The following is a 17,303-nucleotide window of genomic DNA, read 5'->3' on the forward strand; positions in this document are numbered from 1 at the left end:
GGGAATGAAGAAACTAAGGAGAATGCTATTAATATATTGGCATAACTATACAAAAGAAGTACTTGAATTTGATACCATTAATTTTCTTACCGGGAAAACTGCAGCAGGAAAGTCTACCATTATTGATGCATTGCAATTGGTATTGCTGGGAGATACTTCGGGATCCTTTTTTAATAAAGCCGCTAATCAGAAATCCACTAGAACTTTGAAAAGCTATTTGTTTGGTGAGAAAGGCGATGATGGTGATACGGGATTTCGCTACCTTCGTGACGGGAGATTTACAAGCTATGTTGTATTCGAATTCGAAGATACTGATCGTAAGAGGATGTTTACAACCGGAATAGTATGCGATTGTTACAAAGATCAGAGTTTTGATTATAAGTGGTTTATCATACATAATAATGGATTTCCAACAAATCTGTTTATTGATGAGAAGAGCAGAATACCTTATGACATACGAAGCTTACGTGCCTTCTTGTCAGAATGGCTGAGCTCGAAAAAAGGTACAGAATTTGAGTTCATTGATACAAATAAACGTTATCAGGAGATAACACTTGCTAAGTTTGGACAGGTTAAGGAGAAATATAGAACACTGCTGAAAAAAGCAGTTCCATTTTCTCCGATAGCAGATATCGAACAGTTTATCACAGAGTCTATCTGCGAGGTTAAGAATAAAATAGACATAGAACAGATGCAAAGTGATATTCGCCAATATAAGAGTCTGGAGCAAGATGCCTTAAATACACAGGAGAGAATCAAACGGCTGAAGGAGATTGGCCAGATTAACATGGATTATGAAGGCGAGAAAGAGAAATACAACCAGCAAAATTATATATATATCCGCGCTGGTAAGGCGGAGGCAGAACAGCAGGAACATGAATATAAAGTAAATATTCAAGAAAAAGAAAGCTTGATACAACAGCATCAAGTGGAAATGGAGAAGGTTAAAAAAGAGCTAGAACTAAAAAGGCAGGAGCACGAGCGGCTGACAAATGAATACTATACTTCAAATATAACAAAACAGGAAAAAGATTTAAAAAACCGTCTGGAAAGCATAAAGTTGAAAATCGAAAATATGGAAAAGCAGATAGAAATGGCAGTAGATGGTATCAACAGGTATGGAAAGGAATGGCTTATAAATTTCCAAAATCTTAAGAAGTGTGGATTTCAAGAAGAATTTGTAGAAGAAGGATTAATTCTGTTTGAAAATATGAAAGCTCTAAATGAGAAGGAAGCGCATAAGTATCCTTTTATCATGGTGGCACTCCAATGTGAAACGCTCAAGACAGAAGTTACTAACTTACAAAGTGAGTTAAGAAGAAGGGGCGAACAATTGAAGCAGGATATTGCTGAATTGGATCGCAAAATAAGTGATCTTAAAAATGGAATTAAGCCGTATCCCTACGAGGTTACGGTTTTAAAGCGAACATTGGAAGAAAAGCTTTTTCATATACACAAAAAAGCAGTCTCAGTAACCATTCTTGCTGATTTATTAGAAATACCAAAACCGAGGTGGAGAAATGCCATTGAGGGGTATTTGGATAAACAAAAGTTTTATCTCATGATTCCCGAACAATATTACCAGGATTCTCTTCGGATTTATAACCAAGAAAAACAAGATAAGAAGCTTTATGATGCTGGGTTGATAGATATAGGAAGGCTAAGAAAGAATTTTTCCAAACCAATTATGCGATGTTCTCTTGCTGAAGAAATTGTAGCTGATAATGATGATGCTAAGCTCTATTCAGATTATTTAATTGGAGGAGTTATAAAATGTGATCATGTGGATGAGCTGAGAAATCATAAGGTTGCTATTACAGATGAATGCATGCTATACAAGGGATATGTATCAAGAAGGATTGATCCGGCTAGGTATGCCAATCCCTTTATTGGACGAAAATCTCTAGAAGTCCTAATAAAGCAAATGACAGAGGATTTAGAAAAGCAACGAGTACTCTATGAACAGTTGATTAATCAACACAGAATTGTAAGCCAGGCGGCCTCCACCAGAATCTTTAGCAGCTATGAAGCAGAACAATATGAAAAATTGCTGGAGGAAGGGAAACAGCTTCCAGAATGGAAGGAACACTTTCAGGAATTACAGAAGGAGTATGACAGCCTAGATTTCTTGTATTTAGAGAAAATGAAAAAACTAATTGAGTCATATAAAGTGTCAATTGATCAAAAAGATAATATGTGGCATAGTTTAGATAAAAAGAATGCTGAGCTGGCGATAGAAATAAAGGCTTTAAATCAAGATAAATTACCGGAAGTAATCGCAAGGATTACTCATATTCAGAAAGAAATACAAGAAAAGTTTACCGATAATTGGATTGTCAAAACAGGAGAACCGCGTTTTTTACAAGAAAGTATTTCAAACCGTACGATGGAATCCTTACGGTCAGGCTTTTATTCAGCTATGCATCAGACTGAAATCAAAAGAAACCGCCTTCGTAGCGAACGGACAACTAAACGTTCCGGATATAACGGTGATTATAAAATGCCATATGATATTGAGGCTGAGAGTAATCAAGAGTTTGATAAGGAGCTACATAATCTGGAGGATATCCGTTTGCCAGATTACATTGAAAAAATCAAAGATTCTAAGGTTAAGGCATATGATCAGTTTCGAGATGATTTTATAGCCAAACTGAAATCTAACATTGAGACTGTGACAGAGCAGATTAATGAATTGAATGCTTCATTAAAGCAAAGTGTATTCGGTACTGATACCTATCGTTTCGAGAAGAAACCGAGACCAGAGTATCGTGATTACTACGATATGATTATGGATCCCCTCTTAATGGATACAGGTGGATGGAATATAGCATCACAAAGTTTTAATGAGAAATATCAAAAAGAGATAAGTGAATTATTCCAACTATTAATTTTAAATGATACGAATGTAAGTGCTGAACGCAGATCTGAATATGAGAGAAATATAAAGAAATTTACTGACTACAAGACTTATCTTATATTTGATTTGGTTGTTACCGATGAGCAAGGAGAAGAACAGAGATTATCAAAGACTCTTTTGAAGAAATCTGGCGGAGAGACCCAGATTCCCTTTTACATTGCGCTTTTGGCATCTTTCTCACAGGTGTGCAGAATCAGGAGTAAAGGTCAGAATAATACGATACGGATCATTATTCTGGATGAAGCATTCAGTAAAATGGACGGGGAAAGGATTCAAGAAAGCATACGTTTACTGAGGCGATTCCAGCTACAGGCTATATTTTCAGCACCGCCTGATAAGATTCCGGACATTGCACCATTAGTAGACCGGAATATTGCAGTATATAAGGATAGCCGCCATTCATTTACAAGGAATTTCGATCCCAAAGAGATAGACGAGTCGTTACTGGAAGAATAAAGGCGAATTATGAAATATCAGACATGGATTTTAGAAAAACTTATTGAAAAATTTGAAAGCCGCAAAAAATCATCCGGCAATATGCGAAAAGTGGCTTTTCAAATGCAGGATGAAAGTGCTCTATCACAGGAGCTGGAGCATGCGGAGGAAAAAGAACAGTTTCTTGCTGCTTTAGATTTACTTAAACAGAAAGGTCTGATTGATTATTCATGGGTTCGTTTTGAAAAAGATAATATAGTTGAACGAGTCTGGCTGGTTCTGGATGAAGAAAAGGTCAGAGAAAGCTATCGCGTACTGGCGAGAATCCCCAAGGGAGACATTATATGTGTACTGAGGGAGTCTTTGATAAATAGTATAAATCAAATGAAACCGTTGGATAATGAAATACAGTCTTTTTTTAAAAAGCAGTTGGAACAAATGGAACAGAGCTCATCTATTCCTCGTTTTTTTACAGATAAAATAGAACCGAATGAAGATTTAATAAGATGTCTGGTCTATCTTTCACAGAATAATCAGGAGGTACAGGAAAGAGTGCTGAGCAGCCTTTTGTATAATGACAGCAAATATTTTGAACGCAAAGTGAAAGGTAAGGTACTCTCTGTTCTAAAAGCGATTAATAAGGGGAAGGGGGAAGAGCTTTCTGATGAAGAGCTTTTACGTGAAAAGGGTGTTGTAAAATGGCCGGAGATACTGGAATTTACAGGTAGGCTTGCAGTCTTGTTTAAGCAGGGCGAATTAATGGATTTTTCTGTACTGACATACGGTGCATATATCAACTCACTTATGGTGGAAATGGTTGATAAGGTTTGCTTATACAGAATTAAAAAGGTAATTTTTATAGAAAATAAGGCAAATTATGTCTGGTATATCACGCAAGAAAAAAAAGAAGAGGAATTGGTCGTTTATCATGGAGGATGCTATAGCCCTATAAAAGGAAGATGGTTTAAGAAGATATGTGAAGCTTGTATTCAAGACGGAGAACAAATCAAATTTTATCATTGGAGTGATATCGATGTAGGTGGATTCCGGATATTTAGCAGATTAAAGACAGAAATAGTTTCATCTCTTATTCCTTTTCGGATGGATATTGAAACATTAGAAAAAAATAGGGATAAAGGGATGCCAATGAATGAACATTATCGTATGCTGTTGGTAGAGATGATAAATGATTGTCGGTATGAAGAGTTCAAATTCTTGATCGAACGAATGATAGAATTGAACATCCGATTGGAACAAGAGCAGTTGCTTTATTAAAGTAAGCCTATTCATCACTTACGAACGAATCCTATTATGCTTAATATAGTAATGGTTACTAATAAAAAATATACATTAAATCATAATTTAAGGAGGATTTTATTTTGAATCCATATTTAGAATGTCCAACATCTACAACAAAAAACTTTACTATTAGACTTATAAGCGAAGATGATAGCGAGCCAATTTTTAAATGCTATAACGATAAAACAGCCGTTGAGTTTATGAATGATGACAACTGTGATTTTGGATTTTATATCGATTCTCAGGAGAAAATGTCAGAGACAATAGGATACTGGCTGGATTTTTATAAAAAGCAATACTTCATTAGATTTTCAATAGTAGACAATGCGACAGGTGAAGCAGTTGGGACAATTGAAGGATTTGGTGGAGAAACAGGAGTACTTCGTGTCGATATAGTTAGCGCTTATGAAAAAGCATCATATCTATCTGAAATATTCATTTTTGCTAAAGATAATTTTTATGAGATTTTTGGAAATGAATATCTGGTAACAAAAGCTATTCCAAATGCTATAGAACGACGTCAGGCTTTAAAAAATAATGGATGGGAATACATTAATACATTCAGAGATTATCAAGATTATTATAAGATTAAAGTAAAATTTAATTTTTGACCGTGGACTGTTTAATATCAATTTATTGCTCAGTGTGAACTTCTCATTATATTTATTGTAGGCCATATGCTCTACAGTTTGAAAACGGAAGTAATGGGGAGATTAAAGAGGGGAGATTAAAGATGAAGAAGATAATGTTTGACTCAAATGTTTTTGATAAATTGCCTGATTTTATAGAAAAGATGCGTAAGTCTTCAATTCAATATGAATATTACATTACTTCCATACAAATCGATGAGTTATGTACAATACCAGATAAAAAGCTTGAGATCAGAAAAAGAAATATTTTAATGTTAGCAGATATAAGAGCTAGGTTAATCCCTACATCGGTATTTGTATATGATAGTACATCTTATGATTATGCAGCTTCCGGAGATGGCACAGTATATAAAAAAATACTGAATGAAAATATCAGTAATAAAGAAGATGCTATCATTGCTGATACTGCTGTTTTTGAAGGTTGCACTTTAATAACTGAAGATTCTAGATTTTATGATAAAATGAAAAAGAATAATTATGATGTAATGAGGTTTGATGACTTCATCCAAACGCTCTAACCATATTATTTCTCATTATATTTATAAAGTTAATATGCAATTAAAAGCAACAGACAGACCAGTAATTTGCAGGGGGATATGATGAAGGATATTGAACGATTGGTCAATCAATTTCGAGATGCAATAAATATGGCTAAGGATGCAGGGGATTTTGATAGGGACTTTTCATTTCATAAATTTCCGCGTGGATGCTGTGGTGATACTAGTGATTTATTAGCTTAATTTTTATTGGAAAACGGTATCAGGACATATTATGTCTGTGGTACATATATTGATGATTCGTTTGATAATCTTCAATCGCATGCATGGTTGTTAACTGATAATCATATTATTATAGATATTACTGGCGATCAGTTTAAAAATAATCCGGCTTTATTGAATTATGATAAATCAGTTTATGTCGGAGAGGAGGATGATTTTCATAAACTATTTGAAGTTGCAGCTGGGAATATTCGTAAAAATATCAGTCTAGATACGTTGGGTAGTATGTGCCAGCCGAGGCTATATGAGTTATATAGAAAAATCCTTAATACATTCGAGAAAGCATCGCATAATTAAAGAGGATATGATGATTTAATTTTCTGTTTTTATATGGTTTCTTATTCGTGTGTGGCTGAACTTCCCATCATGTTTGAACTTGGACAACACATAGTAGATGATTTTGAATTTGATGAGAAACATTTTAGGGCAATGTAATTTTAGGAAGCGTTATCGTCGGAATATTTGGGGGAATTATGGAATTACATGAAAATGCAAAAAAAGTGCTCAAGAGTAACATAGAGATACTCTTTAATCAACTCAAAGCAGCAGTTGATAATTATATCAATGATGGCCACAGTATGGGCGAATTCCGTTTTATCAATGCATACCTATCTGCTACAATTAATGCGATGGTGGCATATATTGAGCGATTGGTTGGTACAAAACAAATAGAAGAAACTGAGTTAGTTGAAGCATTGAAATTTGCAAACAATTTGCAAAAACACAATCCTCAGCTTATACGAATTGCAAAGTCAACAGGAGGGATGTCTTTCCCCATATGCTTTGAAGATGAAATGATTTTTCCACAAATCTCCATAGTCTGGGATGATTGTATCTGTTTGGAAACTCGGAAAAAATCTCAGAAAATTAATTATGAAAAACATTTTCAACAACGACCTGTTATAGAAACGCTAACACCTATTATTAATGCATTACTAAAAGAGTAATAGATAGAGATTAAATAAAGGTGATTTTGAACACAACTTGCAAATGGGTATTTAAGATTTATCGAAATGAAACCATACTAACATTCACTTAGTTGGATACTAGAAATGATAATTTGAATCTGTAATGTAATACAATGCAAAAGGGAGGATAACTTATATGAAAGTAGTAGTAATTGGAGCGTATGGACATATTGGTACTTATCTTGTACCTATGTTAATTAAAGACGGCAATGAAGTAATTGCAATTTCAAGGGGAATATCTAAGCCTTATGAAGAAAATCCATTATGGGAAAAAGCTATAAAAGTAAAATTAGACCGCAACGCAGAACCGAACTTTGCAAAGATTATAGCAGATATGCAAGCTGAGGTCGTTATAGACTTAATTAATTTTAATCTCAGTGAAACAAAGTTGATGGTCAGTGCATTGAAAGGAACAAATTGCAAGCAATATTTGTATTGTTCTTCCTGTTGGACTCACAGCAGAGCAGAAATTTTACCAGTAAATTCTGATGATATGTCAAATGAACCATTGTGTGATTATGGAAAAGATAAACTTGCCTCAGAGAATTACTTGAGGAACGAATATGAACAAAATGGATTTCCTGCGACCTGTATTCGTCCGGGTCAAATTTCCGGACCAGGGTGGGCAATTATTGGTCCATGGGGAAATGTTTCGTTAACGCCATTTCAGAAAATTGCCAACGGTGAGAAAATTATGCTCCCCAATTTTGGTATGGAAACGCTACATCATGTTCATGGATATGATGTAGCACAGTGTTTTTACAAAGCTGTTATTCATAGGGATAAGGCACTCGGCGAGGTCTTTGAGGCAACAAGCGGTAATTCAATTACACTTTATGGATATGCAAGGCTAATGTATGATTTCTTTGGAAAAGAACCACAGATAGGATTTATGCCATGGAAAGAATGGTGCGAATATGAAGGTAATGATGAGGAATGTGACAGTACCTATCTTCATATTGCAAGAAGTGGTTCTTACAATATTGACAAGGAAAAGGAATTATTGGACTATCATCCGAAGTACACAAATGTTGAAACAATTAAGATAGCAATACAAAGTTATGTAGAAAGAGGATTGATTCAAACAAAGTAGCGAAAGACATCTTTCAACTGTAAGGAATTCTGAACTTCCTGTTATGTTTAGCAAGGGCGCGTTGCAAAACTATTTTCAAAGTAAGCGCATAGTTTCAGGGTATGTCAAAAAAATATTCCGGACCCTATTGCTAGAATTCCGGAATGCAAGCATTTTACTCCATTTTGATCTTGCAAAGTTCCTGGACTGTTTCATCCCAAGGTGCAAGTTTTGCTAAATCGTCATCTGACATATCCTTACTGGGGCGTTTCTCTAGCATGAGCTTCAGATATTCATACAGATTTAGACCATATACCTTTGCCATCTCTACGAGGATAAGATAGAGAGCATTAGCTGTCGCTCCTTCCCGTGTGTCTGAACTGCTCATCAGCAGAAATTCGTTTTGATCTCATAATTGCCATCCTTCAAAATGCATTCTCGCAATGGATGGATTGAAGTAAAACACTTGCATTTCCTGATAACAATTATATAGAAAAATGGCGGTGGATGAAATCCAGCCCTAAATTAGGCGCTTACCGTGAGACTGGCTCAGTTTGACCGTGCAAGCGGTTCACTTGGAGCAAAATATACATAAAAAATAATTTGAACCGCAACATATAGTGGCTTTGGACACAAAATGAGCAATTTCGGCCTCTTTTTTGAACTATTTTATAAATGGAAAAGTGCGGTTGAAGAGCTGCGATTTACAATATTAAAACAAGATATCCCGTATTCTATATCTAAAGGAATCTGTCCATATCAGAAAAATTGCTTTTAAGGTATAAGCGCATATGGTAAGAAGATATTACAAAGGGCTAAAAATGATATTATATGGGTTGTCAATGTGTATTTTTAACGACTCATTTACATTAAAAAGAGCATATGTATTTTTTAGCTTTTCCAATAAAGTATCGTTTGTAAATGTAATGACTTGATTTAGGCAAGGACTTACAACGCCATTAGGGTACACTCTAGCTGCGCATACACGTTCGTAGCAATTTATGGATTGCGTGCATTCCTTACATATGGATCTCTGTATTAACGCGCTTAGCTTCGGATGTTTTACAATGATTCTACAAGAATCACTAACATTAACAGCAAGCGAAGGTGTGGCGCCGAATTGAAAGACTACCTGTCCAAGTTTATTAATTTCTTTCAATACATATTGTTGTATAATTATATCAAATTCAGAGTATGCTTTGAGTTCAAACATTAAGACTAATGTCAAAGAATGGTTGACGCAGTAAGAAATAATGTCGTTTAGTTCCTGATAATTATCTTTCACCACCACTACATTTAAATTTTTATTAAGAGCAGGAAAATGATTCAGAGCAGTTAAAGCTTTAATAGGATCTACATCTTGATATTTTTTATATATTTCTTTATTAAATGAAGACATAGATAAGTTAACTGTATGAAGAGGTGTAATTATTTGTGGGGACAATTCAGATAAGTGGGCTCCATTAGTTGTTAAGCTAATTTTTCCATTGTACCTATCTTGTATACTTACAATTATTGATGACAAATCGGATCTCAGAGTGGGTTCACCACCCGTTAAGGCCAATGAAGGGATTGACAATGTATTTGCTATTGTAGCACACTGGGATACCAAAGAAAGTTCCATCGTATCTCCAATATTTTGGCCTTCGTGATGACAAAACCCACAGTGGCCATTACATTGGTAGTTCAAAATCAGTCTAAGTGGTGGTATTAATTTTTGATCTTCATCTCTACAAATAACTTGTGGTTTCAAAAGGCACCTCTTTCTTCAACGATCGTAATCAAACAACGTCATTTGAGTTGCTGAAGTAATTAATTCATAAACATCTTTTTTTAATCTTAAAGGAATTTTAGTTTGCTCATTATCAATAGCGCGTTGAATAGCATGCTCATCAAGAGGAATCTTTTTTTTACTGAAGACTTTTTGAATTAGATTAGCTTTGTCATCTCTTTTTAGCAACCTATATACTATATACCAGTCTTCCAAGTAAGTACATGGAATTTGCATACCATCAAGATCTATCATTTTAATATTTTCAGGTTCGATATTATAGGTAAATTGATATTGATTTGGTTTTGTAATAAAACATGCAACAAAGTCTACCTCAATATCATAATACATCATTTTGAAATGCAGATCTTTAGGGAGAGGAATATCTGTTTCAATCTCCGGAAACCCCTTAAAAATTTCTCTAATATTTAGAATATCATTTGGCTGAACCCATAAATCCAAATCGTTGGGTTCGGAGTATAAATTATGTAGCTGTAAAAGATATGATCCTCCAACACCCCAAACTATATTGTGACGATTAAGTTCTTCGCTTAATGACATTAAGGTGACACGATTTATCATATTTAGCGCCTCCTGCCTCGCTTCTTGATAAAATTAAATATCCATGCTCCTGATCCTGCTATGATGGCATAAACAAAACCTGCAACTACATTAATTATAATATCATGTCGATCGCTAGGTGTTTGATCCCATAGTCGTACAATCCTATTTGATAACAGATTGATTTTTTCATTAATTTCGCTTCCAAATGAGAGTATAACAATTAACATAGTTACCGATATAAAGAATATCCATATCCTATTTTTAAAAATTAATTGAAATGGAGTATTTTCTAATGGAATAAGTCCAAAAATCAACTCTGAAATTCTCCTGTTGCTGTTAATTGTTCTAGTCAAAATAGGAGACAAGTCAGATCCCACACGTTTTACCCAACATGATAATGTAGCAAGAACCATAGCATAAGTAAAAGTACACGCTGTGCTTTTATCATAACCTGTTATTTTCCAATCCGTTGAATTGTTTATAAGCCAATTAATTTGATTAATAACCTTTGGATGAAAAGGTGAAAGTCCCATGATAAATAACTGTGGCAAAAGTGTTGCGCTATATGAAAAATAGTTTTTTTGTTTGTTATACTTTGCACCACCTTCATATACGACTTGTTCATCAGCCCATTTTTGTGCTTTCTTAGGCATTTTTGATAGTACAAATGATAGAGAGCTTTCTACAATCTGATTGTAATAATTTAAACAATCTTGACTGAACGTTTCTCCGACCATTGATAACTGTTAAAGTGCCAACAAAACCCATGTTGTGGCAGCACAGTGGGGGATATCGTTAAAGCACCAGTAAGTTTTTGAGTGTGATTGATGGCAGTTGTCCTTCAAATAATCAAGGCCATTCATTATCGAAGAACAAATTTGCCTTTCTTCATCTAAGGTAAATTTGAAATTGGCTTTATGAGGCTTGGTTAGCGATAACGCTAGCGCGCGAAGAGCTAAAGCGGTCATAATTGGATTTACTGAACAGTTAGTACTTAATTGGTATGCCCAGCCTTTAGAGTTAATATCACATTGTTTTGCTAGCCACAAAACAGATGATTTGAACCTGGTAGCCTTTTTTGCTCCGTTTCCGTGCGAATCAAGTAGTGCAATAATAGCGAAACTTGTAGACCACACTGATACTCCCTCACCTAGCGACCACCCATCTTTGTCTTCTTCCATTTTATGGTCATTTCCAGGATCTTTATCTGTAGGAATATTGCCATCGCGCAAAGAAATTAACATATCTTGCATTTTGTCTAGCACACTTACAGGCAATAGGCCTGCATCATCTAGCCAAGAAATGGTACTAGACAGTGGTGAGGCACGAAATCGTTTATTTATTTCAAGAAGATATGGGACAGCTCCATCATCAGTTATTGAATTGATTAACGGCTGAAACCAATCTTTTAAGTCTCTATTCGTGAAAGCATATAAATCAATTTGCTTATCTAATAGCGCAATATGTTCAGACCAAAGGTTTTTCAAAGTGTTCAATGTTATATCTCCTCCAAACATTTAAGGTTGTTTAAGTAGTATATAAATTTTTTAGCGTACTAAATTTAAAATGATTATACCAGATAATCCCTTTTTTTTCTACTATTAAAAAACCGTATTTAGGGAGATCAGAAAATGACTGACTCAATTTATGTATTAAGTTCAGATTAAATAAACATTCTTAGTAAAAAATAGAAAAATGCTTACCGGGAATACCGGCAACTCTCTTACAAGAAGAGCATATAAAAGACTTTATTCCTCTTACAGTGTTGCTTTAAAATCAGGCCGTTACGCCTATCCAGCCAGTCAATGTGTGAGTAGTATTTTCAGGTGCAAAATCTTCACTCTAAACCATTGATTATCTGAATTTTTGCCGTGACATTACGACGCCGACAACGGGGGACAGGATAAATCACAAAGTTTGGTTTGCTTGGTTACACATTCAAAGGAGAGTTTATAAAGAGATAGGGTAGATCTTAATAATGATGTATGTCATTTTTCAAATACTCACCGGTGACATATGATAACATTTCTTAATGACTCTACTGAAGTAAGAATAATTACGATAACCTAATAACTCGGCAATTTCATTTAAATGATAAGTGCTGCTTTCCATTAGTCCGATAGATAATTCTATTTTGATTTTGTGTATGTAGTCGGTTATTGTCTCATCATCCTCATCTTTAAACCGTTTAGAAAGATAACTTCGATTAACTCTAATTGCGTTTGCAACATCCTTCGTTCGCATATAGGAAAGTAAATTTATTGTTATGAATAAATTCCAGCGTCATTTCTATGACCATGGAGTTATACTTAAAAGAATATTGATAGTCTAAAATACGCAGATATATTTCTATAAAATGTAAGTTCCAATTTATACATCCAATATAATCACCGCTGAGAAATTCAGACAGCCCAAATTGTTTGTAGCAGGCTCAATTTTGAAAATGTTGCACCGACTGGACGTAAGTATACTTGCATTCTAATTCTTCTTACCTACCCATTTTTCTGGGGTGGGGGTGTATCCCTAAAGAATGTTCTGTAACTTTATCCTAAAATGTCACTACACAAAACAGCCAAACGAACTTTAGGTATTTTGAACTCCGCGAAGTGGTATCAATTTCTTCATAATTCCACGAAAGTCCACGAAGCGCGTCACATCTCGAAAAGCCATAGACCGTAAAAGGTCTCTAGGGTTCGAACCCCTAACTCTCCGCTAGCTAAAAGCTGTCAATTAAAAGTTGACAGCTTTTAGCATTTCCTGACCCGATAAAACGGGCATTCCAATGATTGGCTGCATACCATTCATTTGTAATTGAAGCTGTAGGCGTTGAATCTGTTGGTGCAATTAAATGATTTGTTCTTCCTGAGATGACTCAGTGGAAACTGGTTGCTGTATGACCTGCGGCTGAAAAGTCTGAACCAAGGATTTGGCCGAGGATAACTTTGAAGTGAACTCCAGATGGAGATAGAAGTCCGAAGTAATTTTAATATCGCTATGTCCGAGCCAAGCCATGATGTCTTCAATTCCAACTCTGCTCGCTGCCAAAAGTGCCGCGCAGGTATGACATAAATCGTGAAAACGGATATGTCTCAAGTTATTCTGCTACAGAATTTTGGGAAATGCGGTTGATATATAGTTTGGTTTTATAAGATCTCCCATACTGTCTACACATAAATATTCTAAATATTTCTTATCGTAGGAGCGTCCACATAACTTACGTTTCTGTTCTTGTTCTGCTTTTTTCTCTAACAACCATTGTTTCATAAAAGGTACCAAAGGTAAGGAGCGAAGACTGGTGTCACTTTTGCCTTTGTCTTTTGTAATCATGACATGCTTACCTTTCACATTACATGCTGTTACGGTATGACGGGCATCTCCATTTTTGTACCAATTACCTTGCCAAATAAAGCCCATACTTCTTCAATTGTATAGTAATCACCCTTAAATTTATCCTGCTTTGGAAAAATAATTTTGTCAGCGGGATTTGATGTAATGAGTCCCAGTTCCAATTTTCTTTTACTAAGAGTTTGCTCTGTGGCTTGTTTATACTTATACTCGAGCCATCGGTCAAGGAAGTCTGCAAACATGGGTAATAATTATTACAAGAATATATTTTTCATAATATGGAAATTATTTGTAGAAAAAAGTCTTTATAAATGTTAAAATATTAGTTAGATAAATAAATTATATAGATTCAAGAAAAAGGTCTTACAATATTAATTTCTACCCATTCCTCAAGTATTATTAAATCTGAAAAAAGTGTTATTCTATTGAAGCAAGAGGCGGGAAATGTGATTAACATTATTTATAAATGCCCTCCTGCAAAAGCAATTGGTGCTATTGGCATGAGAGAAGATACAAACCCAGATATAATCATTTTAGTTGAAGATAGTGTGGCTACAAGCTTGTTTTTTGCATTGAAACAACGTTATATTACCTTGCAAAATGAAGTTAACTATTTAGATATTAGAATTTTGGAGATTGGTGGATTTCAGAATGTCATTCATTTTTATATTGAAGCCAATAGCTATATATTTTATGACAATATATATGTTGCTGCATTCATGGATAAGGATGTTGAAACAGATATAATTCCGTATCCGCAATACGGAAATCAGACTCTAATAAGTCAATATAATGACAATTCATCATATTGCAATGCGTGGATCTTTTAGAAAAAAGTACAAGAATGAATCCGTAAGAATAGCTCAAACATTGGCAGATCAAATAAATCTATCTATCGAAGTAATATATAGTATCAATATCTTTTTTCATTTGCATGCAAAGAGCTAATAAAATTATTTTGAATTATCCATGTTATAAAAAATGCAATATGGTTGGCAGCATAATCTCAAATTATTTCCATAGTCTTATGCAGATTATAAAAAAGAAAACTTGTATGAATAGGAGTCCCACAATTATGGAATTTACAAAACTCAAAAATAGTCTAGAGTGCTTAGGTTATATCGTAAGTGAATTTAATCATGCAGAAGAAGCAACTAAGTATTTATCTAATCAAATGAGTAATAGAACTATTGGAATTGGAGGTTCAGTTACAGTAGATGAAATGAAACTGTATGATGCACTGGTGTCTCATAATGATGTGTATTGGCATATGCGATTACCTGAAAACATGAGTGCAATGGAAGTAAGAAAGAGGGCAAATCTTGCAGATTTTTATATTTCCTCGGTAAATGGAATTGCCGAAACAGGAGAAATCATCAATATTGATAATACTGGAAATCGTGTATCTGCGATCAGTTTTGGACATGATAAAGTTTATTTAATTATTGGTGAAAATAAAATAGCTTCAAGTTATGAAGAGGCCTTTGATAGAGCAAGAAATATAGCCGCACCCCTTAATGCAAAACGTTTAGGAGTAAAAACGCCATGTTCGATAATGGGTGATAAATGTTACGATTGTAAAAGCCCGCAGAGAATATGCAGAAATTTTTCTGTATTATGGGAAAAGCCTACAGGGAGTGAATATGAAGTTATTTTAATTCATGAAAAACTTGGATATTAGGATTATGATATTTAATTGAGTAAATCCCACCAAAGTTAAAATCAGTTTGTCTACGCTCTAAGATCCAGATAGAAATCAAAAATGCCAAAATTAGGATAAAAAGTTAAAACCATTAGAGTAAGGCAAGGAAGCCAACAGGGAATAATACTGGTTGGCTTTCTCGCTTCATTTAGTAGAAAAGTAGTAAAACGATGATAATTTTATATGGTAAGCGCTTAATTTATTCATTATTAAATGTTATCTGTATTACCATTATATGACTCAGCTTGTTGAGCAAATCTAAGCCCTAAGTTAAATGCCTTGTTACAATATTCAGGGAATTGCTCTTCCTTCACTTGTGCCTTTTTATCTCCATCAAAAACAGTTATGACATATTTTGAATAATCGTCGAATTGATAAGTGTCGTTCACGACCAATGGTTCAAAGTAGCCAAAAATTCTTTCTAAATCCACTTCTGAAAATCTCAACCCCTGTGCGTACCCCAACTCGTTCATTTGCTCTTCAGTTACATTCATCGTGTAAATAAATCCAGTTGGTATTTTTCGACCAAATATACTCTTATAACCGGTGGTATAGGTTTGGTATGGAAACATCAATCTCTCCATAAAAGATCTCATATTACCAGTAACCGATTCAAAATAGATGGGAGAGCCAAAAATAATTGCATCTGCATCTGCTGCTTTTTCAAGGACTAGTGTTAATCCATCTTTGTATGCGCACTTTCCGTAACTTTTACCGTTTTTTAATTTACAGGCGAAACAACTAACACATCCTTTATAATCCAAGTCATATAGGTGTATTAACTCCGTTTCAGCTCCATATGATTCTGCGCCTTCAAGTGCTTTTTTAAGTAAGGTTGCAGTGTTCTTGTTTTTTCTTGGGCTTCCATTGATTGCGATTATTTTCATATCATTTTCCTTTCTGGTGTTTGAACTTGACTTTATCTTTAAAATTATATATGCTTTTAGGAAACTGTTCAAGTATGCACATTTTTGTTATATACTAGCCTTTTGGTTAGTAAAGGAGGTTCTTATGATAAATTTTGAGAGTAAGTATGGGAAATGCCCAATGTACTACACAATGTCAGCAGTAGAAGGTAAGTGGAAGTGGATTATTTTATGGGAAATCTATAAGGCTGAAGTAATACGATACAACAAATTGAGAGAAGAACTACAGCCAATTGCACATAAAACATTAAGTAAGCAGCTAAAGGAATTAGAAACAAGCAAGTTAATTAATAGGGAACAATATAATGAGGTCCCCCCTAAAGTTGAATATTCGTTGACAATTGAAGGAAAAACTCTTATTCCTATCCTGGAACTTATGTATCAATGGGGAGAGAAGCATATCGATAATTAATATATGCAGTTTAATACAAACCGTAAACGGTACTTTGATAGGAGCAGAAAGGAACAAGCGAACAGAAAAAATGTACAGAAAGCCGGTATCCTGATGCCTGAAATCTGATAAAAAGCGCTAAAGGGGCTGTAAAATAAGTCTTTAATTAAGAATCGCCAGTTCCGACAGATGCCGGTTCTGGTGATTCTTCGTTTTTTTACCTATTATTTATGATAATGATTGATTTTTCCATAAAAAAGCGTGCACTTAATAAAGCTATGAGTATAGTTCTTGGATTTTATGCAGCCAACTTGTTTCTCTGCTTTTTATTATGATATTTATAAAGATTAAAACCACAAGAAATCAGTGTGAGTTCAAGAATTGCGTTTTTCTCACCTCTTCGAAATAATCTTTTGTAGGATTTATCCCATTTTAAAATGCCAAATGTTCCTTCTGCCTGAATACTACGATTCATTCTCAACAG

The 17,303-nt window shown here is 34.6% G+C and carries 20 protein-coding genes and 1 pseudogene; 10 read left to right on the forward strand and 11 right to left on the reverse strand.

The annotated features are described in order from the left end of the window. Positions 1-4 precede the first annotated feature (4 nt). From BUB77_RS23215 to BUB77_RS23245, 7 genes are all read left to right on the forward strand, one after another. Positions 5-3,373, forward strand: a complete 3,369-nt coding sequence (locus BUB77_RS23215) for an ATP-binding protein (protein ID WP_073279398.1) — start codon at positions 5-7, stop codon at positions 3,371-3,373. Between the two features lie 9 nt (positions 3,374-3,382). Beyond that, positions 3,383-4,627, forward strand: coding sequence for a Wadjet anti-phage system protein JetD domain-containing protein (locus BUB77_RS23220; protein WP_073279399.1), 1,245 nt, complete (start codon positions 3,383-3,385; stop codon positions 4,625-4,627). 104 nt (positions 4,628-4,731) lie between these two features. After that, the gene (locus BUB77_RS23225) at positions 4,732-5,262 is read left to right on the forward strand and encodes a GNAT family N-acetyltransferase (RefSeq protein WP_073279400.1); all 531 of its coding nucleotides are present in this window, start codon (positions 4,732-4,734) and stop codon (positions 5,260-5,262) included. Between the two features lie 122 nt (positions 5,263-5,384). Further along, positions 5,385-5,819 carry a PIN domain-containing protein gene (locus tag BUB77_RS23230; RefSeq protein ID WP_073279401.1) on the forward strand — a complete coding sequence of 145 codons (435 nt, stop codon included), beginning with the start codon at positions 5,385-5,387 and terminating at the stop codon, positions 5,817-5,819. An 81-nt stretch (positions 5,820-5,900) separates the two neighbouring features. Then, positions 5,901-6,041 carry a hypothetical protein gene (locus tag BUB77_RS30080; protein WP_170866722.1) on the forward strand — a complete coding sequence of 47 codons (141 nt, stop codon included), beginning with the start codon at positions 5,901-5,903 and terminating at the stop codon, positions 6,039-6,041. A gap of 512 nt (positions 6,042-6,553) precedes the next feature. After that, on the forward strand, positions 6,554-7,027 hold the full coding sequence (locus BUB77_RS23240; protein ID WP_073279403.1) for a hypothetical protein: 474 nt from the start codon (positions 6,554-6,556) through the stop codon (positions 7,025-7,027). Between the two features lie 157 nt (positions 7,028-7,184). Next, the gene (locus BUB77_RS23245; protein ID WP_073279404.1) at positions 7,185-8,141 is read left to right on the forward strand and encodes an NAD-dependent epimerase/dehydratase family protein; all 957 of its coding nucleotides are present in this window, start codon (positions 7,185-7,187) and stop codon (positions 8,139-8,141) included. A gap of 154 nt (positions 8,142-8,295) precedes the next feature. On the opposite strand, the gene BUB77_RS23250 is transcribed toward BUB77_RS23245, so the two are convergent. The 8 genes from BUB77_RS23250 to BUB77_RS23285 all read right to left on the reverse strand — a co-directional run bounded on the left by BUB77_RS23250 (position 8,296) and on the right by BUB77_RS23285 (position 13,869). Further along, complete coding sequence (locus BUB77_RS23250; RefSeq protein ID WP_073279405.1) at positions 8,296-8,508, reverse strand: transposase domain-containing protein; 213 nt, start codon at positions 8,506-8,508, stop codon at positions 8,296-8,298. A gap of 417 nt (positions 8,509-8,925) precedes the next feature. Beyond that, on the reverse strand, positions 8,926-9,873 hold the full coding sequence (locus BUB77_RS23255; RefSeq protein WP_073279406.1) for a radical SAM protein: 948 nt from the start codon (positions 9,871-9,873) through the stop codon (positions 8,926-8,928). Between the two features lie 15 nt (positions 9,874-9,888). Beyond that, positions 9,889-10,473, reverse strand: a complete 585-nt coding sequence (locus tag BUB77_RS23260) for a hypothetical protein (protein ID WP_073279407.1) — start codon at positions 10,471-10,473, stop codon at positions 9,889-9,891. 2 nt (positions 10,474-10,475) lie between these two features. Beyond that, positions 10,476-11,192: a hypothetical protein gene (locus BUB77_RS23265; RefSeq protein WP_073279408.1), complete on the reverse strand. Its 717-nt coding sequence runs from the start codon at positions 11,190-11,192 to the stop codon at positions 10,476-10,478. Between the two features lie 9 nt (positions 11,193-11,201). Continuing rightward, the gene (locus tag BUB77_RS23270) at positions 11,202-11,951 is read right to left on the reverse strand and encodes a hypothetical protein (RefSeq protein ID WP_073279409.1); all 750 of its coding nucleotides are present in this window, start codon (positions 11,949-11,951) and stop codon (positions 11,202-11,204) included. 499 nt (positions 11,952-12,450) lie between these two features. Continuing rightward, positions 12,451-12,699, reverse strand: a complete 249-nt coding sequence (locus BUB77_RS31045; protein WP_073279410.1) for a helix-turn-helix transcriptional regulator — start codon at positions 12,697-12,699, stop codon at positions 12,451-12,453. Positions 12,700-13,299: 600 nt separating this feature from the next. After that, entirely contained in the window at positions 13,300-13,548 is a 249-nt protein-coding gene (locus tag BUB77_RS31050) for a tyrosine-type recombinase/integrase (protein ID WP_073279411.1), read from the reverse strand. Between the two features lie 9 nt (positions 13,549-13,557). Further along, positions 13,558-13,869 carry a hypothetical protein gene (locus tag BUB77_RS23285; RefSeq protein ID WP_139241293.1) on the reverse strand — a complete coding sequence of 104 codons (312 nt, stop codon included), beginning with the start codon at positions 13,867-13,869 and terminating at the stop codon, positions 13,558-13,560. Positions 13,870-14,246: 377 nt separating this feature from the next. Between BUB77_RS23285 and BUB77_RS23295 the strand changes: the two genes are divergently transcribed. Then, entirely contained in the window at positions 14,247-14,630 is a 384-nt protein-coding gene (locus BUB77_RS23295) for a hypothetical protein (protein ID WP_073279414.1), read from the forward strand. An 83-nt stretch (positions 14,631-14,713) separates the two neighbouring features. Here the strand turns inward: BUB77_RS23295 and BUB77_RS31125 are convergent. Beyond that, positions 14,714-14,791 (reverse strand): annotated as a pseudogene (locus tag BUB77_RS31125) (hypothetical protein); the annotation flags it as partial. 84 nt (positions 14,792-14,875) lie between these two features. Between BUB77_RS31125 and BUB77_RS23300 the strand changes: the two are divergent. Further along, positions 14,876-15,481: a lactate utilization protein gene (locus BUB77_RS23300; RefSeq protein ID WP_073279415.1), complete on the forward strand. Its 606-nt coding sequence runs from the start codon at positions 14,876-14,878 to the stop codon at positions 15,479-15,481. A gap of 230 nt (positions 15,482-15,711) precedes the next feature. On the opposite strand, the gene BUB77_RS23305 is transcribed toward BUB77_RS23300, so the two are convergent. Further along, entirely contained in the window at positions 15,712-16,389 is a 678-nt protein-coding gene (locus tag BUB77_RS23305) for a flavodoxin family protein (RefSeq protein ID WP_073279416.1), read from the reverse strand. Between the two features lie 124 nt (positions 16,390-16,513). Here BUB77_RS23305 and BUB77_RS23310 point away from each other — a divergent pair, with 124 nt between their 5' ends. After that, entirely contained in the window at positions 16,514-16,840 is a 327-nt protein-coding gene (locus tag BUB77_RS23310; RefSeq protein ID WP_073279417.1) for a winged helix-turn-helix transcriptional regulator, read from the forward strand. Positions 16,841-17,117: 277 nt separating this feature from the next. On the opposite strand, the gene BUB77_RS23315 is transcribed toward BUB77_RS23310, so the two are convergent. Beyond that, positions 17,118-17,303 (reverse strand): transposase (locus tag BUB77_RS23315; RefSeq protein WP_073279418.1); only part of this gene is annotated, 186 nt, incomplete at its 5' end.

This window comes from Anaerocolumna jejuensis DSM 15929, from assembly GCF_900142215.1.
Taxonomy (GTDB): Bacteria; Bacillota; Clostridia; order Lachnospirales; family Lachnospiraceae; genus Anaerocolumna; species Anaerocolumna jejuensis.